This window comes from Acinetobacter sp. GRABPA_MV_2 (assembly GCF_056725885.1).
In genome coordinates, this window is record NZ_JBWZNA010000033.1 from 1 (window position 1) to 22,159 (window position 22,159).

The 22,159-nt window shown below is 36.3% G+C and carries 15 protein-coding genes and 4 pseudogenes; 11 read left to right on the plus strand and 8 right to left on the minus strand.

All coding sequences use genetic code 11. From position 1 onward, the window contains the following. Window positions 1-109 precede the first annotated feature (109 nt). Both ACXM0J_RS18135 and ACXM0J_RS18140 read right to left on the minus strand, forming a co-directional pair. Window positions 110-1,216: an ImmA/IrrE family metallo-endopeptidase gene (locus ACXM0J_RS18135; protein ID WP_000482094.1), complete on the minus strand. Its 1,107-nt coding sequence runs from the start codon at window positions 1,214-1,216 to the stop codon at window positions 110-112. A 12-nt stretch (window positions 1,217-1,228) separates the two neighbouring features. Beyond that, window positions 1,229-1,939, minus strand: coding sequence for a hypothetical protein (locus ACXM0J_RS18140; protein ID WP_001052588.1), 711 nt, complete (start codon window positions 1,937-1,939; stop codon window positions 1,229-1,231). Between the two features lie 857 nt (window positions 1,940-2,796). On the opposite strand from ACXM0J_RS18140, the gene ACXM0J_RS18145 reads away from it, so the two are divergent. The 3 genes from ACXM0J_RS18145 to ACXM0J_RS18155 all read left to right on the plus strand — a co-directional run bounded on the left by ACXM0J_RS18145 (window position 2,797) and on the right by ACXM0J_RS18155 (window position 5,358). Continuing rightward, a complete protein-coding gene (locus ACXM0J_RS18145; protein ID WP_001986287.1) occupies window positions 2,797-3,510 on the plus strand; it encodes a phosphoribosyltransferase in 714 nt (237 codons plus the stop codon). A gap of 393 nt (window positions 3,511-3,903) precedes the next feature. Next, the gene (locus ACXM0J_RS18150; RefSeq protein WP_000059658.1) at window positions 3,904-5,103 is read left to right on the plus strand and encodes a tyrosine-type recombinase/integrase; all 1,200 of its coding nucleotides are present in this window, start codon (window positions 3,904-3,906) and stop codon (window positions 5,101-5,103) included. Between the two features lie 33 nt (window positions 5,104-5,136). Continuing rightward, the gene (locus tag ACXM0J_RS18155; RefSeq protein ID WP_001986288.1) at window positions 5,137-5,358 is read left to right on the plus strand and encodes a hypothetical protein; all 222 of its coding nucleotides are present in this window, start codon (window positions 5,137-5,139) and stop codon (window positions 5,356-5,358) included. A 252-nt stretch (window positions 5,359-5,610) separates the two neighbouring features. On the opposite strand, the gene ACXM0J_RS18160 is transcribed toward ACXM0J_RS18155, so the two are convergent. Continuing rightward, window positions 5,611-5,862 (minus strand): hypothetical protein, encoded by a 252-nt coding sequence (locus tag ACXM0J_RS18160; protein WP_004658363.1) that lies wholly within the window; start codon window positions 5,860-5,862, stop codon window positions 5,611-5,613. A 194-nt stretch (window positions 5,863-6,056) separates the two neighbouring features. On the opposite strand from ACXM0J_RS18160, the gene ACXM0J_RS18165 reads away from it, so the two are divergent. Continuing rightward, window positions 6,057-6,278, plus strand: coding sequence for a helix-turn-helix domain-containing protein (locus ACXM0J_RS18165; protein ID WP_000627021.1), 222 nt, complete (start codon window positions 6,057-6,059; stop codon window positions 6,276-6,278). A gap of 544 nt (window positions 6,279-6,822) precedes the next feature. Here the strand turns inward: ACXM0J_RS18165 and ACXM0J_RS18170 are convergent. After that, window positions 6,823-7,755: an IS5-like element ISAba13 family transposase gene (locus tag ACXM0J_RS18170; RefSeq protein WP_001043693.1), complete on the minus strand. Its 933-nt coding sequence runs from the start codon at window positions 7,753-7,755 to the stop codon at window positions 6,823-6,825. A 136-nt stretch (window positions 7,756-7,891) separates the two neighbouring features. On the opposite strand from ACXM0J_RS18170, the gene acuI reads away from it, so the two are divergent. The 4 genes and pseudogenes from acuI to ACXM0J_RS18190 all read left to right on the plus strand — a co-directional run bounded on the left by acuI (window position 7,892) and on the right by ACXM0J_RS18190 (window position 13,994). Then, window positions 7,892-8,869 (plus strand): acrylyl-CoA reductase (NADPH), encoded by a 978-nt coding sequence (acuI, locus tag ACXM0J_RS18175; protein ID WP_000276416.1) that lies wholly within the window; start codon window positions 7,892-7,894, stop codon window positions 8,867-8,869. 93 nt (window positions 8,870-8,962) lie between these two features. Beyond that, a pseudogene (locus ACXM0J_RS18180) lies at window positions 8,963-10,186 on the plus strand (IS256 family transposase). Window positions 10,187-10,229: 43 nt separating this feature from the next. Then, window positions 10,230-12,896, plus strand: coding sequence for an excinuclease ABC subunit UvrA (locus ACXM0J_RS18185; protein ID WP_005804864.1), 2,667 nt, complete (start codon window positions 10,230-10,232; stop codon window positions 12,894-12,896). Between the two features lie 165 nt (window positions 12,897-13,061). Then, a pseudogene (locus ACXM0J_RS18190) lies at window positions 13,062-13,994 on the plus strand (IS5 family transposase). Window positions 13,995-14,124: 130 nt separating this feature from the next. Here the strand turns inward: ACXM0J_RS18190 and ACXM0J_RS18195 are convergent. Beyond that, the gene (locus ACXM0J_RS18195) at window positions 14,125-15,297 is read right to left on the minus strand and encodes a replication initiation protein (RefSeq protein WP_000064928.1); all 1,173 of its coding nucleotides are present in this window, start codon (window positions 15,295-15,297) and stop codon (window positions 14,125-14,127) included. 913 nt (window positions 15,298-16,210) lie between these two features. Between ACXM0J_RS18195 and ACXM0J_RS18200 the strand changes: the two genes are divergently transcribed. The 3 genes from ACXM0J_RS18200 to ACXM0J_RS18210 all read left to right on the plus strand — a co-directional run bounded on the left by ACXM0J_RS18200 (window position 16,211) and on the right by ACXM0J_RS18210 (window position 18,908). Next, window positions 16,211-16,987 (plus strand): ParA family protein, encoded by a 777-nt coding sequence (locus tag ACXM0J_RS18200; protein ID WP_000104830.1) that lies wholly within the window; start codon window positions 16,211-16,213, stop codon window positions 16,985-16,987. An 18-nt stretch (window positions 16,988-17,005) separates the two neighbouring features. Continuing rightward, window positions 17,006-17,905: a ParB/RepB/Spo0J family partition protein gene (locus tag ACXM0J_RS18205; RefSeq protein ID WP_000254418.1), complete on the plus strand. Its 900-nt coding sequence runs from the start codon at window positions 17,006-17,008 to the stop codon at window positions 17,903-17,905. Window positions 17,906-18,110: 205 nt separating this feature from the next. Further along, the gene (locus tag ACXM0J_RS18210) at window positions 18,111-18,908 is read left to right on the plus strand and encodes an alkaline phosphatase (protein ID WP_225247871.1); all 798 of its coding nucleotides are present in this window, start codon (window positions 18,111-18,113) and stop codon (window positions 18,906-18,908) included. 505 nt (window positions 18,909-19,413) lie between these two features. On the opposite strand, the pseudogene ACXM0J_RS18215 reads toward ACXM0J_RS18210, so the two are convergent. The 3 genes and pseudogenes from ACXM0J_RS18215 to ACXM0J_RS18225 all read right to left on the minus strand — a co-directional run. Then, a pseudogene (locus ACXM0J_RS18215) lies at window positions 19,414-20,665 on the minus strand (type II toxin-antitoxin system HipA family toxin). After that, the gene (locus tag ACXM0J_RS18220) at window positions 20,665-20,970 is read right to left on the minus strand and encodes a helix-turn-helix domain-containing protein (RefSeq protein ID WP_000366815.1); all 306 of its coding nucleotides are present in this window, start codon (window positions 20,968-20,970) and stop codon (window positions 20,665-20,667) included. The pseudogene ACXM0J_RS18215 and the gene ACXM0J_RS18220 overlap by 1 nt, the downstream one beginning before the upstream one ends. Window positions 20,971-21,975: 1,005 nt before the next feature. Further along, window positions 21,976-22,159, minus strand: a pseudogene (locus tag ACXM0J_RS18225) (hypothetical protein); the annotation flags it as partial.

Genomic DNA, 22,159 nt, shown 5'->3' on the forward strand with positions numbered 1-22,159 from the left:
TGACTTATGGGATGCAAAACTACGTTGGGCGTGAAGTCATAAAAAAATTAATCAGGATTTTGCATAAATAGTGCGCCGTAAGGCGCATTATTTTTAAGGAAGGTTTGTATTACTCGACAATATATAACTTATGTTTTTTCTTCGGGGGCTCAACTTTAGCTAAAGCATCAAATGTTAATTGATTAAAATCTTCTTCAGAGATTCCAATTTCATCAAGCATTTTATTTTTATCAAAAGATGGTTGTGAGGCTAAAACAGAGATAATTTTGGGCAACATCAAACTCTCATCTCGATGAGTTTCTTCAGGTTCATTAATGTTGTAGCCCAACGAATTGATCTTTATAGAGTTACTACGATTAACCCAATCACTAACTAATCCCAGCTTGTGAGCTTTATAGTTAATAGCCTTCAGGGATGTTCGCCAAATCTTTTTATACTCAATCATATTTTCTAGTGAAAAATAGCGTGGAGCAGTAGAAAGAAATGCATCTGTTGGCATTAAAAATTCAGATGAAAATTGATCCGCTTCAGTTTCGAGAACACGATTATCTTTCTCGACACGAATTTTTTTGTTATGCGTATGCATAACGATATGACCAAGTTCGTGTGCACAATCGAAGCGGGCTCTTTCGGCAGACTTAAATGTATTTAGAAATATGAAAGGGCTACCACTTTCATCATCAAAAAAAGATAGTGCATCAATTTCTCGAATTTCAGTCGGTAATCTAAAGACACGGATTCCCTTTAGCTCACACAACGAAACAATGTTATTAATCGGTTGATTACCTAAAGCCCATAAACCTCTCAACTCTGACGCTAGGTGATCGGCATACTTAGATTCACCCAAAAACTCAGTAATATCTAAATCAGGACGGTGAAAAGTAGGTAACTTTACTTTCTGATTTAAGTACTTGTTAATATTTATTGCTAAAAGAGTATATGCCTCATTAGCTTTTCTATGCTGTGCTTTAATACGAGCAACCGATCTATAGAAGATTTGGTCTGTTTCATGTGGTTGTGTGTCATTACCTGCAAAGAATGACTTGGGTAAATTTAATACACGGCATATATCATCTTGATCATTTTCATTGATTTCTTTATCCACGTCTAAAAGTTGCTTTACCTTAGAGATAGAGCAACTCAATTTTTCTGCGAAATCGGTATTGCTAAGTCCTCGTAATTCTTTAGCAATACGTAAACGATCTTTATTAAACACATTAACCTCAGATTAAACTACAAGCTGAATATCAAAATCATCTGGTTTAATTTCATTAGATGGTTCCAATACTGGCTTAGGATCAGTTTTTACAGGAACTGTATTATCTATTTCAAATGCAATTCTGCAAGTATGGTCACTTGGTAAAATTGAAATTTTTTTCGCTTTTAAGTCCTGTACGAAGCTAGTTGGGTATGCAAATTCAAAAGGAATATTTGGGATATCAATGTCTTTATAGGCTGGATGTGATGCTGAAGGAAAGTATAAAATCCATGTTCTCAATTTTGTCTCATCATCATAAGCAGACTGATTCTCCTTAATATTATTTAATGTCATTAATCCTTTTTCACAGTGTGCTGATACAACTTGATCAGCTAACCCCAATGCAATATTCCCGCTCATAAAGATAATTTGTATTTTCTTTACTGTATTCTCAATTCTTGGCTGGCTGTCATTGTGGAATATCCAAGCAGGATCAGATTGTCGAAGCAGTAAAGCAATCTGTTCTCCAATTTTTCCCCATCGTGCAATAAAGCGTGCACGGTTATAGTGAGTATTTGTTCTATAGTCAGCATCACCGATCATAATTGCGTTTCTGACTAACTCGAGATCAGGTAATCCTAACTGTTTAGCTTTTTTGATAGCATTTTCACCTTTGAAAAAATCACATGGCGTGGGTTCAGAAGGTTGGATTGATTCTTCATCAAGGAGATTTAAATTCATCTTAAAAGTTATCCTAAAGTAGCGAATGTCTTTTTTATAACATCTTTTGATGTTTTAAAAAAGACATTTTTATAAATGTGTGCTATCTTCACTTACAACTTGATAATAAGAATTTTGGAGAAGAGACGTTGAGTAACTTATTCATTAATCATAAAAATTGTCCTGAATGCGGTGGCCGTATCAAAGGCTATTATTACTACTGTGGGCAGTGTGGTAGTCAAAATGTTGTAAACTGGAAGCACACGGGGATATTTTTGTTGATTGCTGGAAAGATTTTTCTGGTTGCTATGCTTTTTTTGCTAAAAAATTTTGTTCAAATCCATTTTTTTCACAAGTTTCATTGTGCTAATTTTTTAAATAATTCATAGAGGTTGATAGTAAAATGAAAGTTAAAGATTTAATTAAATAATTAGAAGAGTTTGATCTGGAATTAGATGTTTTAATTGCTAATGAAGAGAACAAAATCATTGGCATAAAAACCCTAGCCCGATTCTTTGAAATAAGCTATGTTTCTTTTGTTCATCCAGAGACACAAAGAAATGATATGGAAAGAAATGTTGAATTTACCTTTTTAGGAATGTCGACTAAAGACTCTAGAGTTATTGTTTTTATTGACGTTGTTCCATAATTTTCAAGTAGTCAAAATGAGTATACAATATTCATGTGATGCAAGAAGATACAACTGGATAGGATGGGCCCATAAGTATTTGAAGCTGCCTCGTGTATGATCATGGGGACTGTCCAAACAAACGGCTTTTGAGAGTGCTGCCTGATACGAAAAATAATATCCAAGAGATGCTAGCGGTAAATTTAGTGTAAAATTTAATGCTAGCCATCATTAAAACTTATTTAAAAATATGAAGTTATATCGCACAGATTGGAATATGTTTCCTAAAACGGTTATTGACCGTGGTCTTGGAGATGCAACCTCTCATTACATGTATGAAGCTGCTAAAGCAGGGGATGTTGAAAGTGCGTATATTTTAGCTAAAGATTTAGTTTCGGATGAGGCGATTGCTGAACTAGAAAGAATTATCGATGGTCGGGAAACTATTATAGTACCTGTACATGCTGAGGAAGCAGTCGGTCGTAATATGATTCCTTTAGCTACTTCAGCAGTTATAGCAAAGAAACTTGGGCTTGAAGTTGATACGAATATAGTTCAAGCTATAAAAGTATCAAGAACTGGCGGTGATGGGTGGCATAGATTAGCCAACCCACCAGCATTTGATGGGACAATAAACAATGATAAATGTGTTATTATTGTTGATGATACCCAGACCCAAGGTGGTACTTTTGCAGCATTAAAAGGTCATATTGAAACAACTGGGACGAATAAAGTTATTGGAGCATATGCACTGACGGGTAAACAATACTCATCACAATTAGCTCTAAGTAAAGAAACTCTTCAGCAATTGAGGGATGTATATGGTAATCTTGAAGCATGGTGGAAATCGATTTACGGGTACGATTTCGAAAGGCTCACAGAGTGGGAAGCAAAGTATATCCTCAACTCTCGTAAAACAGCTGACGAAGTCCGAGATAGAATCATTGCGTCAAAACAAACGTGATGCTTATGCACTTATGATGAAAATGAATTAATTATTATTTAATTAAGTTAAAAGACTGCTATATAGCGGTCTTTTTTGTTTTTGAGCTCTACAAATTTTAATGAGTACATATAGTTACTTTTATAAAAATGATAATAAAGGGTAGAGGAGGTCATCTAAGAATTTAAAGCACAAGACTTATTTAACATTGATGACAGAAAAAGTGAGTTGTTGGGAACTTAAAGAAGAGGTGGTACTTATAATGGTTACTAAAATACAAATACTTAAAATATTAAATATATAAAACAATATATTACAAATATATATGATGCGTAGTGTACGCATCATATATATTTTCTTCTATTTTGATATAATGGATCTCGTCAATCCGCTGATAGGTTTCATTTAAATTTCATGAGTCTTACTGAAATTAAAGTTCGCCAAGCTCATTGCAAGGAAAAAACTTGTTTTTTATCCGATGAAGATGGACTTAGCCTGAAGATTGAGCCGACTGGAAGAAAATCTTGGTGCTATCGCTATACAGATCCACAAACAAAAAAACGTCGCCGCATTCAGTTGGGGCTTTATCCTGATTTATCGCTGAAAAAGGCACGACAAGTCAAAGATGACTTTAAAGACAATAATTATTGTTTTGAGCATGATACTGTCTCTAATGTCATCACCTTTCGTAAGGTAGGGGAGGAGTGGCTGCAGTTCAAACTGAAAAATGCATTTAATGATTCACCCCGCTGCGGTGTACTACAGTTAGCAGAAAGATGTTTACAGCAAGATATTTATCCAGACCTTCAGGATTTACCTTTTCAAAACATCAAGCGTTATGACCTGGTTTCAGTAATCAAAAAAATAGAGGGACGCCAAGTAAAAGAACCTGTCAAGAAAGCTTGTAGTTATTTGAACCAAATTTATGACTACGCTGTAGCGATGGGTTATTGTGAATTCAACATCGCGCATGGTTTAAATAAAATCGCCATTAACAGTAAAATCAAGAAGAATTATCCGTATTTGAAAGCGGAGGATATATCAGATTTTAAGAAAAATTTATTAAAATTGGATGCCCATCCGATTATTAAAAAAGCACTGCTGTTCAAATTACATACTGGCGTGCGAGGGGCTGAATTGTTATTGGCTGAGCCTCATCATTTTGATTTAAATGAAAAAATCTGGAAAATACCTGCCTTGCATATTAAACAGTTTCGACGAAAAGTCATATTAGGCCATGAGATTCCCGACTTCTTAGTTCCACTTTCAGATCAGGCTTTAGATATTTTAAAAGACGTCATGCAATGGTCATACGGTGAAAAGTACATTTTTGCTAGCCCACGGAAACATAATCAACCGATTCATTTTAATACATTAAATATGGCTATACGTAAGATGGGCTATGGAAAACATCAATTATCCTCTCATGGACTACGTTCCACTTTTAGTACCATTTTGAATGACTCAGGTTTGTTCCAGGATAACTGGATTGAGGCACAACTTTCACATATTGATAAGAACCGTACCCGTGCCAGCTATAATCACGCTGACTATTTAGCCCAGCGGACTGAAATGATGCAGTGGTGGGGTGATTATTTAAGTACTGCTAAGTGAAAATCGTACTTTTATACATAGACTTAAAACATTATGGGGTTTCAAATGGATAGTAAACAATATACTTGCCGTGTTACATGGTCAGCAGAATATAATGAGTATGTTGGGTTGTGTGCTGAGTTTCCATCATTGTCTTGGCTTGATGCGGATCAGTCTAAAGCATTCTCAGGAATAGAGGAGCTCGTTGCTGATGTTGTCGCTGATATGATTAGCAATAATGAAAAAGTTCCTACACCACTCTCCGGGAAAATATAGTAGGCAGTTTGTTGTCCTTGTTCTCAGTGGTTCAACAAAAACTAGCCCTCGAAGCCGCAGAACGTGGCGTGGACATAAATTGTTTAGTATCAGTAAAAAGAGCGATGTAATTTTAGTACGAGTGAGTGATAGAGCAGGAACCTATGCTTCATATATTCAGTAAATGGTATGTTTTTGAATTAATCGGTATTTTTAAATAAAGCTTTCTTTGATTTAGTGCTTTTTATTTAATAAATTAATTTTAAAAACAACTTAGGCTAATTGATAAACACTATCTGGAAAGATTAAAAGAAAATATTTTTTAATTTCTGCTAATTCATTTAAGGCTGGTTCCCTTTCAAGCAGTTGAAATGTCCAAATAAGTACAGCCTGATGATTATCATAGCAAGTATTTACTCCAAGAAAATTAGCCATTCCATAACTTCTATTGATGTTCATTTCTTTAATTAATTGATTTCCTAAGTCACGAGCTTGCTGGCTGATCAATAACTCATTTGGTAACACGGCGGTCATCTCCACAAAATAATCTAATGCAGGTTCAATCCTTATATTTAAAAAGTTATAATTTAGTTGAAATGGATAAAATATACTTTCTATAAGTTGTAATAACCTGCTGTAGGTTAATTTTAGCAAAGTATTACTCAGTCAACAACTTTAAATAACCCACAGCAAGTTATTTTTTGTAAATTAATTTAAATATGATTACTTGTAAGTTATCTAGCCTCATGGGCGATAGAAAAATTTTAAAATTAAGTGAAGTGGTGCATGCGACAGGAATTAATCGTAATACGCTGACAAGTATGTATTATGACCGTGCTATACGTATCGAATTGCCAGTCGCTGATAAGTTATGTAAATACTTTAACTGTACGATGAATGATTTGTTTGAGTTTAAGGAAGAAGTTGAAGAAAAAGATTAACCAATACTTCTTTTGATAAGTTTTCTCTACAGGTCTAATACTGAACTTTATAAAATTTCATCGAAAACAGAGATTTACTTTATTATTTATATAAAAGAATCAATCGAATGATAGAGGTTTTTTTCTTATAACTTAATCAAGAAGAGGGCTAATGACCCACAATAGCGGTAACTATTGTGGGTTTGTTCCATGTAATGCAAATTGCAGTACAAGGAATTTAAAATGACTTCACTGCTGATCTTACGTTGCCTTGTACTTATTGCAAGATTTTTAGTCTTTTTACATGATTTTTCATTTCACCATTTAAATTTCTTCTTTTTATCATTTTGATAATTTTAAGTACCCGATCTTGACGTCATAGTGTTTGAGATCGAACGTTCGATAGATGTCCGCAATCCATCGAATAGCTGAATCTCATTTGAGGTTCGCAGAGAGTCCAATATATTTTAGCTCAAGGACTCTATGATTGCTTTGGGATTTCTAATTCTAAATGGCTTTGTTGCACAAAGATTTAAAAGTTAAGACTTCTCATATCTACTCAAATTTAAGTGACAACTCGGGTATGTGGTCTGCCTAAGTCCGTAAATTTATTTAATACTGCCATACGTGCATGAATCTCATTGACTTGGCTTTGAAAATTTCTCGCACTGAGTTTATCCCCCAATAATTTGATGCAATGCATCTTGGTTTCAACCAAACTTCGCCGATGATAGCCTGACCATTTCTTCCAAATAGTTCTTCCTAAACGTTTAACTGTTAGAAGCAACTCATTGCGTTCTAGCGAGCCCATCTTTTTATCTTTCCATGGCTTCGCATTTTTTCTTGGTGGAATCACTGCATGTGCTTGCTGATCCGCAATGACCTGTCGGCACTGTTTGGTATCATAAGCTCCATTGGTATAGACGGAGTCAACTCTCTCATCTTGTGGAATCTGATCGAGTAAATCACCAAGTACCTGTGAATCACTCACATTGTTGGTTGTGAGCTGAACAGCGCGTATTTGTAAGGTTTTAGCATCTATACCAATATGTAGTTTACGCCATTGGCGACGATATTCAGGCTGATGTTTTTTACGCTTCCATTCACCCTCACTTAAGAATTTCAGACCTGTAGATTCAACGATTAGATACAGTCCATCACAACTTTTTTGATAGCTAATCACAATATCAATATGCTGTTGTCGTCTACAAATTGTAGTGTAGTCTGGCGCTATCCAATTTAACCCACAAAGATGGATGAGACTTTGAACAAAGCCTGTGACCATGCGTAAAGACAATCGAAAGAGAGATTTAATCATTAGGCAGCATTGGATAGCTGCGTCGGAGTAAGTTTGATTTCGTCCTTGTTTGCCTTTTGATGGGGCATACCATTGCGTAGCAGGATCAAACCAAATGGCAATATTTCCACGATTAATGAGAGCCCGGTTATATGAAGACCAATTGGTTGTGCGATAAATTTTAGGTGTCGACTTATTCATTTGAAAATTATATTGTGGAATAAGCCTTTAGAGATAGGTTTGTGCAACAAAGCCATTAAAAAATAAATGCAGACGTCTGTATTTATTTTTTAATTAATTCTAGACAAACAGTCTAATTAAATAGAGAGGAAGTTCTATGTACAAAGGTATTGTAATTACTAAAGATGAAGCAGGTTACACATCAAAAATTACTGAGATTGCATCAAAGCCTTTACAAGAAGGAGAGGTTAGAGTCGAAGTCAAATATTCAACACTCAATTATAAAGATGCTTTAGCCATTACTGGGCGTTCACCAGTGGTGCGTAGTTTTCCTTTGACCCCAGGCATCGACTTTTCGGGTGTTGTGATTGAATCAAAACATCCAGCATGGAAAGAAAGAGATGAAGTTCTACTAAATGGTTGGGGAGTGGGTGAAAAGTATTTTGGAGGGCTAGCCGAGCAAGTCACTGTTTCTGGTGATTGGCTCATACAAAAACCTTCTGCTTTTTCTTTTAAAGATACGATGGTTATTGGTACAGCAGGTTATACCGCAATGTTGTGTGTCATGGCTTTACAAAAACATGGTATTAAACCAAGTGATGGAAAAATTTTAGTGACAGGTGCAAATGGTGGAGTAGGTAGTATTTCCATTATTATTTTGAATCATCTTGGTTATGAGATTACAGCTTCAACTGGTCGACCTCAAGAGTCAGAATATTTAACCTATCTAGGTGCGAGTGAAATTATTGATCGTATTGAATTATCTTCCTCAGGAAAGCCATTAAACAAAGAAGTTTGGGCTGGCGTGATTGATACTGTTGGAAGCCATACTTTAGCCAATGCATGTGCTAGTACAAAATATCGTGGTGCAGTTGCTGCGTGTGGTTTGGCAGGCGGAATGGATTTTCCAGCAACAGTTGCTCCATTTATTCTAAGAGGGATCACCTTATATGGAATTGATAGCGTGATGGCACCAATCGAATTAAGAAAAGAAGCATGGGAACGTTTGGCTACAGAATTAGATCAAACAAAATTAGAAACAGTAACGACTGAAATTCAGTTAACAGATGCTTTAAATATTTCCAATGAAATTTTAGATGGAAAAATTCGAGGTAGAGTTGTTGTACAGATATAGTTCAACAAAATGAGTTGTGGGACTGTTCTAAATTTTGTGTAAGTACTTAATTTTCATTTATCCTACTGAGGATAATAAAAAGAGGTACTTCACATGGATGAAGCTACAATCAAAAGTATGGCAGCTGAATTAGCTAAAGGTTTAAAAACTCCTGAAGATTTAAACCAAATGACAGCCATATTCAAAAAGTTCATGATCGAAACCGCTCTGAATACTGAGCTTTCTGAACATTTAGGCTATGAAAAGCATCAACCTAAGAATGGATCTAATGCACGTAATGGTTTTAGCTCCAAAACAGTTCTAACACAAGGTGGGCAGCTTGCTTTAGATATCCCTCGTGATCGTGACGGCTCTTTTGAACCACAGATTATTAAGAAGCATCAAACACGCATTACTAGCATGGATGATCAAATTCTTTCGCTATATGCGAAAGGAATGACAAATAGAGAAATTGTTGCTTTTTTTAAAGAAATGTACGATGTCGATGTATCTGCCTCCCTTATTAGTAAGGTGACGGATGCTGTCATTAAACAAGTGACAGAATGGCAAAATAGAACACTCGATAGTCTTTATCCTGTTGTCTATTTAGATTGCATTGTTGTTAAGGTTCGTCAGCATTCAACAGTAATCAATAAATCAGTTTATTTAGCATTAGGCATTAACCTAGATGGCCAAAAAGAACTTCTTGGCATGTGGTTTGCTCAAACAGAAGGTTCCAAATTCTGGCTGTCAGTCATGACAGAGCTTAAAAATCGAGGAGTGCAAGATATTCTTGTAGCCTGCCTTGCGAAGCAGCGCTTCTCAGGACTAAAAGGCTTTCCTGATGCGCTAGCCTCTGTCTACCCTCATACTGATATCCAGCTGTGTATCGTGCATGTTGTACGCAATAGCCTGAGATTTGTGAGCTGGAAGGACTACAAAGCTGTAACAGCAGGATTGAAGGCGATCTATCAGGCAAGTACAGAGGAAAATGCTTTAAAGTCCCTAGATATCTTCTGCGATCAATGAAATCACCAGTATCCAAAAATTGGAGAATCTTGGCGGGCAAATTGGGAAAATATCCGAACGATCCTTAGCTATCCTGCTGAAATACGTCATGCGATTTATACAACAAATGCAATTGAATCATTGAATAGCGTGATCCGCCATTCAACTAAAAAGAGAAAGATCTTCTGTTCTGATGATTCAGTGAAAAAGGTCATTTATTTAGCAACTTCAAATGCTGCTAAAAAATGGACCATGCCAATTCAAAATTGGCGTTTAGCAATGAATTGGTTTACGATTCAGTTCGATGATCGATTAAAAGATCATTTATAAAAAAATGGGACTTACACAAAATAATTTACAGGCTCGTAGAAACATGAAAATACATTCTTTTGGTGAACACAATAACATTACTTTATCTAATAATTGTATTGAAGTTCGAGGTGCACGTGAGCATAACCTTAAGGATGTAGATGTTTCTATCCCAAGAAATGCACTTGTTGTTTTCTCAGGTGTATCGGGTTCAGGAAAATCATCACTTGCTTTTGGAACTATTTTTGCTGAAGCACAAAGAAGATATTTCGAATCTGTTGCACCTTATGCAAGACGCTTAATAGATCAGGTCGGAGTACCAGATGTTGATGCTATTGATGGTCTACCACCAGCAGTAGCATTGCAACAACAACGTGGTGCAAGTAATACCCGTTCTTCTGTTGGAAGTGTAACAACTTTATCAAGTCTCGTGCGAATGATTTATTCGCGTGCTGGTGCATATCCTGCCGATCAGCCAATGTTATATGCCGAGGACTTTTCACCGAACACTCCTCAAGGCGCTTGTCCTACCTGTCATGGTTTAGGTCACATTTATGAAGTTACAGAATCGATAATGGTTCCTGACCCAACACTGAGTATTCGTGAGAAAGCTATCGCATCATGGCCACCTGCTTGGCACGGGCAAAACTTACGCGATATCCTAGTAACCCTAGGGTATGATGTTGATCGACCATGGAAAGATTTACCGCAATCGGATAGAGACTGGATTTTATTTACTGAAGAAACCCCAACAGTTCCTGTCTATGCTGGTTTAAGCCCCGCTGAGACTCAATCTGCACTTAAACGTAAACTAGAACCCAGCTATATGGGCACTTTCACTGGTGCTCGTCGCTATGTCCTTCATACTTTTGCTAATACCCAAAGTACGTCGATGAAAAAACGTGTTTCACGTTTTATGGAAGGAAAAATATGCCCTTCCTGTCATGGTAAACGCCTTAAACCAGAAGCCTTATCTATTACCTTTGCTGGAATAGATATTGGTGAGTTTATGCAACTTTCTTTGGATAAGTTAACTTGCCTGCTTGAGCCCATTGTTCTTGGCAATTTCGAAGCTCATGATGCTGGAGAAAAGACTAATAATAAAGTAACCCAACTTGATAGATCTGAACGAGCAACAACAGGTAGAGCAGTGCATTCTGTATCTCCAGATGTAAGACGTACGTCAGCACTTTCAGATGAAAAGAAAATTGCTGCCCAGCGTTTAGCAAATGGTGTGGTGGGGCGTTTAAATCAATTACGCCAGTTAGGTCTTGGTTATCTAACATTAGATAGAGCCACACCGACTCTTTCAGCGGGAGAGTTACAACGTTTGCGTTTAGCAACACAATTAAGTTCTATGCTATTTGGTGTAGTTTATGTACTGGATGAACCGTCTGCTGGATTACATCCTTCAGATAGTCAGTCATTATATGATTCTCTCGATAAATTAAGAGACGCTGGAAACTCCGTATTTGTTGTAGAGCATGATTTAGAGCTCATGCGTCGTGCTCAATGGTTAGTGGATGTTGGACCAGATGCAGGAGAGCAAGGTGGTAATATTTTATATAGTGGAGTACCTCAGGGTTTAAGTGAGATTTCAGCTTCACGTACTGCAAGTTATTTATTTAATAAAATCCCAGTTACTCAAAGTTATGGACGTACACCCTCTGGTTGGCTTGAACTTAACAATATTTACCGACATAACCTGCATAATATTGATGCTCGTATACCTCTTGGTGTACTTACAGCAGTTACAGGTATTTCAGGTTCGGGTAAATCTAGTCTCGTTTCTCAAGCTTTACCCGAGTTAGTACTTTCATATTTAGGCAATGAATCTGAAACTAAAAACAATAATGAAAATAATCCTTTAAATGAAGGAATGTTGGTTACCGAGGTTACACAGGGTTCTCTGGCTGGTGATGTGGAGGCTATACAGCGTCTGGTACAGGTTGATCAAAAACCAATTGGTCGTACTCCACGTTCTAATCTGGCAACTTATACGGGTTTATTTGATCATGTTAGAAAGTTATTTGCTGGGACTCCTGAAGCTCACCAAGCTCATTATGATGCTGGACGTTTTTCGTTTAATGTGGCTAAAGGGCGATGTGAAACTTGTGAAGGTGAAGGCTTTGTCAGTGTAGAATTATTGTTTATGCCAAGTGTATATGCCCCTTGTCCGACATGTCATGGTGCTCGATATAATGATGACACTCTGAAAATTCGCTGGAATGGACGTAATATTGCTGAAATATTAGGAATGACCGTCAATGAAGCACGTGATTTTTTTGATGGAGAGGTCTCGATTGCTCGTTCACTACAATTATTAAAGGAAATTGGCCTTGGTTATTTACGTTTAGGGCAACCAGCGACTGAACTATCTGGTGGAGAAGCGCAACGTATTAAATTGGCGACCGAGCTGCAACGCAATCAGCGTGGAAATACACTGTATATACTTGATGAGCCAACTACAGGTTTGCATCCATCAGATGTAGATCGATTGTTAGTTCAATTGCAGCGATTAGTCGATGCGGGTAATACCGTGGTTATGATTGAGCATGATATGCGTGCCGTTGCACAAGCAGATTGGGTGATTGATGTGGGACCAGGTGCTGGAAATGCTGGTGGGAATATTGTTGTGGCAGGAACACCAAAACAAATAACAGAAAATCAAGATAGCCGTACTGCTCCATATTTAGTTAATGAGTTAGTGAGTCGTGATACTAAACGTTGATATTGCGAGTGGGTAGAATAAAACATTAAATTAAAAGCCTGTAAAATCAATCAGATATTTTTTGTTTTAGGTGGTGTGTGAGCATGAAATCTAAAAGTTTTTTCAACTAAGGGCTTTGTTGCACAAACCTATCTGTAACGGCTTTTTCAGCGATATAATTTTTAAATGAAGAAGCCTACACACAAAATCTACCGCACAACCAATTGGCCCGCATATAACCGAGCACTCATGAGTCGCGGAAATATTGCCATTTGGTTTGATCCTGCTACGCAATGGTATGCTCCATCAAAAGGCAAACAAGGGCGAAATCAAACCTACTCCGACGCAGCTATCCAATGCTGGTTAATGATTAAATCCTTATTCCGTCTATCTTTACATATGGTCACTGGCTTTGTCCAAAGTCTGATTAAAATTTGTGTATTAAATTGGACAGCACCAGATTACACCACGCTTTGTAGAAGACAAAAGCATATTGATATTGCAATTAGCTACCAAAAAAGTAGAGATGGTCTGCATCTACTCGTGGACTCTACTGGCTTGAAATTTCTAGGTGGAGGTGAATGGAAATGCAAGAAACATGGATCTGAATATCGTCGCCAATCGCGTAAGCTCCATATTGCTATAGAAGCTGAAACCCTTCAAATACGTACAGTACAACTCACGACAAATAATGTCAGCGATTCACAAGTGCTCGAAGATTTACTTTCTCAAGTTCCCTTGGATGAACGAATTGATTCAGTTTATACAGATGGTGCTTATGACACAAAGCACTGCCGACAAGTCATTTTAAATCGTGATGCACATGCGGTCATTCCACCCAGGAAGAATACAAAGCCTCGGAAAGATTAGCAAGTCAGGTCTATAGAGCGAAATGAGTTATTGAAAACAGTCAAACTGCTAGGAAGGTCACTTTGGAAAAAGTGGTCTGGTTATCACCGTCGAAGTTTGGTGGAAACCAAGATGCATTGCATCAAATTATTAGGCGATAAATTAACAGCAAGGAGTTTTCCTAGTCAGGTGAATGAGATTCATGCACGCGTAGCCCTTTTGAACAAATTCACAGAATTGGGGCGCCCTCACACCCAAGTTGTCACTTGAATTTGGCTCAATTAGGATCGCTTCTATCTTTCAAACCTTTATGCAACAAAGCCCTATAAAAATATGACATAAACTGATATTAAGCTTATTTTACATCTTATAGTAAAAAGTGTAGCAACTTGCTACACAGTCATATAACGTCTTTTCCAAAGATTTCATTCAATCGTTTTCTATTTTCTTTTACAAAATTTGGATTATTTTTTAATTTATATTTCATTTCTTTCTTAAATTCACTCATTGAACTGCCAGCTACAGCAAAATCCATTTGGAACATAATATCATTAACTATCACATTTGCTTGAGATTCAGTTAAGCACCCTTCTGTCTTAAACCACTTACTAAACTGTTTATAATTTGGGTCGTTTGCATAGATGTACCAAGACCTTACAGTCATATCGAACTTCGCACCTAATTCTTTAACAAGCGCGTTATCATCAAAATTGACATCTAAATAGATTTGAGTCTTATCATTAGTATTAGATACAACAACTTCAGTGGCATGCCTATTAAGAATTTTAAATCGAACTCCGACAATAGGTCGACCTTTCTTGATGGTATCGTACTCTAATTGAAGACTAGTCCTTTCATTAATTTCTTCAATAATCTTGTCTAAAACGTATCGTCTAAAATCAACCCAACGATCGTATTTTTTCTCCCCAATATCAATTAATGCTTTGATATTCTCAAGTGAAAGTTCAACCTCATAAGAATCTTGATTAGCATACTTAAATTCATTTTTGATAAAGTATGAATACAAACTCATACTGGTTACAGAGTCCAAAGCAAATAAATCTTTCAATTGATAGGTCGTAAAATTTCCATTTGCTAAACGAGTAAAATACGGAAGTACTTCACTGGTGAAACGTATCTGCAAAGCATTTTTAGCATCATCTTCCCAACGGAGTTCACGAATAATTGGTACTACTGAGTGTACTTTTTTAACTTTACGCTTATTATCATCCACGGGCTCTTCAATTACAAAATGAGCTACTCGTGATGATAATTCTTTATAAATACGATCAATAGCAACATTAATGGAATTCTTTTTATCTAATCCTAATAATTCGCCTAAATCATCTTTATGCAAATAAATATAAGTTTGCTCTGTAATTTCACGATCTTGATTATTCTTCTCACCATAATTCGCAACAGCCATTGCATAAAGAAGAGCTTTATACTCATTAGATGATAATTCAATTGGTCTAATCAGACGGTTACTAGTGCTGACTACTCCATTATGTCGAATGTTACCAATACAATAAGGTAGATGTTCTAATTCTTCTGGTTCGTTGTGATTGCTCATAAGTGGAAAGATTAAAATATTTTCTACATGTTATACACAAAAGTGGAAGAAGATGCAAACCGCTCACTATTTTCTCATACTTACATTAAATTAACTCAGTTTATGCCCATCAAACACCTTAAGAGTGGAAGAAGTGTCACTATTAAAGTGCAATTTTGGTACTATTCAGCCTTATGGTGGAATAAATATAAAAATAAACACTTTTAAGTGACAGTTCTTCCACCTTTGATAATTCATCTGTGTCGCTCAAGCAATCAATTTGAAAGTAGGAATAGCCTACAGCACCACTAAAGTGGAATTACTCAACACATATTCCACCATTAAAGTGACAAGCCTTCCACCATTCCGGTATTCTTGACTATCAAACATCATGTTATCAATTAAATTTTATACAAATATTTTATCCACAGAATAAAAAACATCTAATGACAAGTCTTCCACCTTTATTTCAATAAAAACAAACTTATCAACATCACAAGCAGTTGAATCGTATTGTTTTAAATTAAAAAATACACATTAAAATAAATCACAATGACAAGTCTTCCACCATAGTGACAAACCTTCCACTTATCAGTGACAAACCTTCCACTTATTAGTGACAAACCTTCCACTTATCGGTGACAGGCCTTCCACTTATCAATGACAGGCCTTCCACTTATTAGTGACAAACCTTCCACTTTAAAAAATCTATCTAATTGTTTTTTAAAAAATAAAACTTGTCTAATTATAATTAACTAATTAATACTAATTAATACTAATTAAAATTAGCTAGCTATATTTTTTAAAAAAGTTAAGAAATGTTTTTCCCACATCTTTTGAATTCAAAAGATAAAAATATGACAAAGGAACTGTAGCAAGTTGCTACAAATATCTTTATATTAAATGAAATCAAAGTAAATTCCTTAAGACAAATATGTCAACTAAAATCATTGCTGTAGCTAATCATAAAGGTGGTTGCGGGAAAACAACTACTGTAGTACATCTTGCTTCAGAACTTGCTGAATTAGGAAATAAGGTCTTAGTAATTGATCTGGATCCACAAGCAAATGCAAGTTTACATATAGGATTAAGACACCCTAGCGAAGTTGAAACTACATCAGCTGAATTACTTATTGGTGATATAAGTCTATTATCGGAAGCATTAGAAGAAGAAACAAAATTTAAAAATGTTTCTTTAATATATGGCTCATTAACTCTTGGTAAAACTGAAGATCAATTGAAAGATGATGCACCAAGACCATCCGAGGAACTTTCAAATAAATTGGAAATTCTAGAAGGATTATATGACTACATTCTTATTGATTGCCCTCCTAGCTTAAAATTACTAACCAGCAATGCTTTAGCCGCTTCGACACATGTTATTGTTCCAATTGAATCTGGTTCACAATACGGTCTCTATGGTGTTACTGATTTAATTAATCATTTAAGTAAAATTAGAAGAGTTAACCCTGAATTAGAACTCTTAGGTGCTTTATTAATTAAACATGATGAGCGTCAGAATGTATGTAAATTAATAAAAGATGAAGCATTTAATCAAGTTGGAGAATTATTGCATACCACAATTCCAATGAGCACTAAGGTTAATCAAGCTGCAATTTTGCAACAACCTTTATTATCTGTTGATAAAAACTCAAAAGTTCGAAAAGCTTTTGAAACTTTAGCACAAGAAATTGTTCAGCGTGTCGGATAATATAATTCTGGAAATACTATGGTAAGTAATAAAGAGCTATTGGCTAAACGTCTTCAGCAAAATACTCAAAAGCATCAACATGCCCAAAAGGAGCATATTAACGATGTCAAAGAGCTAAGACGTAATGTACAAATTACAGATATTCAGGCTAGCCCTAACCAGCCTCGAAAACTCTTTAATCAACAAGATATTGAAGATTTAGCAGCATCAATTGAAGAAATTGGGCTATTACAACCAATTGCAGTTCGTAGAATAAATGATAAATATGAGTTGATTGCTGGTGAAAGACGATTGAAAGCCCACCAATTTCTCAATAAGAACACTATTGAAGTAATCATTATTGATGCATCGGATGAAGAAGTTGCTTTATTAACATTAGCTGAAAATTTAAAGCGAGAAGATCTGACAGATTATGAAATATATGTTGGATTAACTTCTTTGGATGAAAAATTAAAAAAAAATAAGCAGAAGTTAGCAAAGTCATTAGGTATGAATCGTGAAGATATGTATAAATATTTATCTTTTGAAAAATTACCTGGAGAGTTGATTGAAGATTTGGAGAAACAGCCGTCATTATTAGCACGGACCGCTGCTACAGCAGTGAAAAAGTTTCTATCAGATCATGATGAAAACCATGAAAATGCTAAAGAAGCATTATTCGAAGCATGGTCAAAATTGCTTAAAAAAGAAGTTGAACAGACAAAACTGGCATCACTAGCTGAAAAAATCTTTAAGTCAAGAGAAACGAAAGAAGTAATTCAAACTTCAATTGTACATAAAATTGAATATGATGGGAAAGTTGCTGGTAATATCAAATTTGACCATAATACATTAAAGGTATCTTTAAAAATGGGCCAATTTGATGATCAAAATTTACAAGAATTAAAAGCTTTCCTAAAACGAATGTTAGAAAAATAAAGTAAAAAAATAGTGTAGCAAGTTGCTACACTATTTTTTGCAATTAGGAAAATTTATATAAGTAGTCATAATAATATTTTCATAAATTTGTCATGTAAATTGAATATTTAAAGCGTATTTTTCGACCATCCTAAGATGAGTTGATGCAATGCTTTGGCATAAGAAAAAATTTAATAAAAAATTAATAAGTTTGGCATGGTGTAGTTTGGGCACAGTTATTTTGACGTGCTGTCAAAGTCCTGCTTTAGTTCAATCAACTTCTACTTCAGTACAACCATCAAAACAGCCTCAACGTGTGGTTTTTTTCTTGGAAGATGCAATGGGTATCACGACACTAACAGCTGCACGAATTTACGCTGTTGGTGAAGATGGCCAACTGCCAATAGATCAACTGCCAGAGTCAGCATTTGTTCGTACTTTCTCAGAAGGTGCACAGGTTACAGATAGCGCACCATCGCTGGGTGCCTATATGACAGGTGTAAAAATGAAAAATGAAGTGATATCCATGCAGACTGGAACAATTGCAGTAGAACCAAATCAGGCCGGAAATCATCAATGTGGAACCAATCCTCAGAACCAAAATAAGCAAGACACCCAAACTTTACTCGAATTGGCCAAAGCACGAGGTTGGGGTACAGGGGTAGTCACAACAACTCGCATTACGCATGCTACACCAGCATCGACTTATGCTCATATTTGTCATCGTGATGCTGAAAATGACATAGCATCCCAATTAGTACCAAGTTCGCAAGGTGATATCTATCAGCGTTATAACGTCAAATTAAAAGATGGGGTTGATGTGATTCTAGGCGGGGGTAAGCGTCAATTTCTGCCGAAAGATCAAGGGGGAGAACGGATAGACCAACGGAATTTGATCGCAGAAATGCAACAAGCAGGCTATCGAATGATCTATGATCAAACTCAACTCTCCCAGATGAAGTTAGGAAAGATAACACTAAATATAAAAAAATGGAAAAATAATTTACTAAGTTATTGTTTTTAATCTGATGTTTGTTTTATATGGGAATGATAATAACTTCTGATTACTAGTTTTTACCTTAAATATAACGATTGAAAGATTCATTTAAAGGCTATGAATACATGAGTTTTACAGTTTGGCTAGGTCAGCATGAGTACTTTTCGCAAGATTTAAGATCGACCATGAACGTGATTTAAGTTATAGGGGATTGATGAAATAGTTTTTATGAATTTCTGGCTTTCTGGGCTGATTTTATCAAATTCATGTCTATACAAAATTGCGACATATTTCTCGTGCTTGTAGTTATCCAGAGTTTGGTCTGCATCTATCCATAGTGCAGACCTTTTTTTGGTGATAGTTTTTTCTTAGCGATTTTCGATCTGGATGTAGTGATTTCACGTTTGCAGAACGTATCTTGGCGGTGATCCATCTAATATTCGTGATTATAAAGCGAGCTAATTCACAGGTTCTACAGATTATGTAGCGACTAACTATAAGTTGATGGTTGGCGCTTAGTTTATATTTACGCTTAGGTTTCAGTTAAAAAATCAATATTTTGTTGAATTCGTGATTGAATCATCTCTAGGGTAGATTCTCGAATTTGATGAGGATACAGGCGTTGCGCAATTTGACTAAATTGAAGTGCAATTTCACGCATGGCCAAGATGATCTCATCGACTTCTAGAGTAGTCAGATTCGCTTCTGAAGTACCGAGTTTATGTATGTCATTTCGAGAAATATTGAGCGCTTCTTCCACAATGTCCATTTGATCATAACCACCTAGACCTTCACAGAAGGTCACGTCATAGGCTGGAGCCAATTTCCATTGACCATTTTTTGCCATGAGAAAAGAAAAATGCTTGGTATGGTCATCCCGATTATTGAAAAGTACATTAAACACAGCACGTTTAAAAGTATGCAGCCTTTCTCGCACATCTTGCGTACACATCAAGGTTGCCCGAAGAAAATTGCGGTAGTCTAGGCTACCTGGAACTTTATAGTCTGCTCCGGTATATGCAGCCAAACTCTGCATTGGAATCCGCATGCCATTTTGACGGTCGAATCGTTTAGCAGCAAAAGCCATTAAACCATTGGGCAAATTAAAAAAATGGGTGTCTGGAGTCTCGATTGCACAAAGTCGCAAACATTCTGCATAGACGGCTTCAATGGCGCAGACTTCAGGATGCTCTTGCTGAGCAGGAAACTTAATCAGCCAGGCTTCATTTTGATCAGAAGCTTGCGTCGAAAACTCAAAATTGACAGGATCTCGGTAAACCAATGCTTTGGATCTGGCACCTTGGGGGAGCCACCCATGACCAGCAAATGTTGTAAAAATTCGCCACCTTCTCCTTTGAGGACTTCTTGGACTGCGGCAGGGGAATATTCTCTGAAGTTTGCATATCTGCGACACAGGGTTCAAAGGAGAGAGCACCCGTTGCATGGGTGCTAATATAAGTTAGACGTTCCAAAGGGCCGATTCGTGCCGGATGCAGTCCAATTTTTCGAAAATATCGATCCATTAATAACATGCCCCAACCATCCGGCAAAGCATCATAGACTGGACCAGGTAATCCCATTTGATAAGTAGGAAAACCCTGTCTCAGTGGTAGACCTTTTAAAGGGAGTAAATAAGAAGAGAGCTGAACACCTCGCTGTATTGCTTCTGGACTATATTCAAAAGCAATAGTGGGTCTACCTGTGGTGGCTGTTGAACTAATCAGCGTTCCCCATAACCATGATTCGCCCCAACCGTTGTAATAAACATTAAGACTGTTGAGCATTATCCCTTCCTCTTAATACGCTGGCGCTTACTTTGACTTTCATAGCGTAGAATGTCTTTTACACTGTTAAGCTGAGGTTGAAACAGCTCCTGAAGTTCGTTTAATCGACCCAAGACCATTGCAATACGGACTAAATTTTCAACAGATACATTTCGTCCCGCTTCAAGATTCGAAACCGTATTCACGCCGACACCAGCGCGTGCTGCAACCTCAGCTTGAGACATCTCCAAAAAGAGTCGTTGCTTACGTAAACGCTCACCTAAAAGCGTCACGACTTCTTCGGGTTTAGTGAAATATAAATCCATTAAATTGGGTCTTAAACTTTAATAATTTAATTAAACCACAAAATAATGGAATTAATTTATAGCTATAGTGTGGTTGAGGAGGGCTTTGTTGCACAGCACTTCGGAAGGTAGGTATGGTCCTTGGGTATCGGTTACAGAAATTCATCAGGATGTACTTTGACTGATTGTTGATAAGGAAATCTCAGTATTTTCATTTTTCCTTTTTGGTCACATTACTTAGAAAGGGTTCTTCGAAAAGTAGTTCATATTTTAAAAATCTTATAAATATTGAGGATATTTTCTTAAATGCTTTCAACATAGCATGCGGCGATATGTAACTCGTACGGGCTTAATCTGCCTTTTAGTGTAAATTTTTTGGGCGTGAGAGGGGCAGAGGTGTGAGGGCAAGCAATTTATATCGTGGATACTTCTAAATCATTTATGTAATAGAATGAGCTAAGCATGGATTTAGGGTAATAACACTAAATCTAAAAAAATTGGAAGAATAATTTGTTAAATTATTGTTTTTATGTGGTTGTTAGTGAAGTTATGAATAATAATAAATTTTTTCTTGATGAGTTTTATCTAAAAAATTGATCGGATAATTTCTTTAAATGTCATGTATCCATAAATTTGACAGTTTGAAGATATCGGTATATGCATTTTTCACAAGGTTAAAGATCGACCATAAATGTGATAAACGGTAGGGGATCATTGAAAAATGAATGGATTTAAACACTACATGTATGCACGAAAAAATATCGCTGCGGTTCTGCTGACAGGCTGTATTGAGTATTGAATGCAAATGATGTAGTGATTGTCTACATGCTATAAGACCAGCATGATGAAGAATGAAATGTAGTTGCCAATATCTAAACTGGCTTGAAAAGTATAGCGTTGTTATTTGGAGAAGTGAGGTGAGCCATCCTTCTCTTATTCACTTAAGATGATACTTACTCAACTGATCTCCACTCATGGGCTGGTTCCAATTAGACGGATAATAACTTCCATCCCCTATTTTTTCTTACCACATTTCTTGCATTTAATCCCTTCTTTGGAGATGTGATTCAGCATCACCGTTGCCAATTGAATCAAATCAATGGCATTGTTCGTTGGTTCAAGAAAAGCAGAAGAGGCTGCTTTATTGCAAAAGAGAACATTCGGATCAAATGGATTGGATTACACAAAAGCCATAATACAGCCATAGATC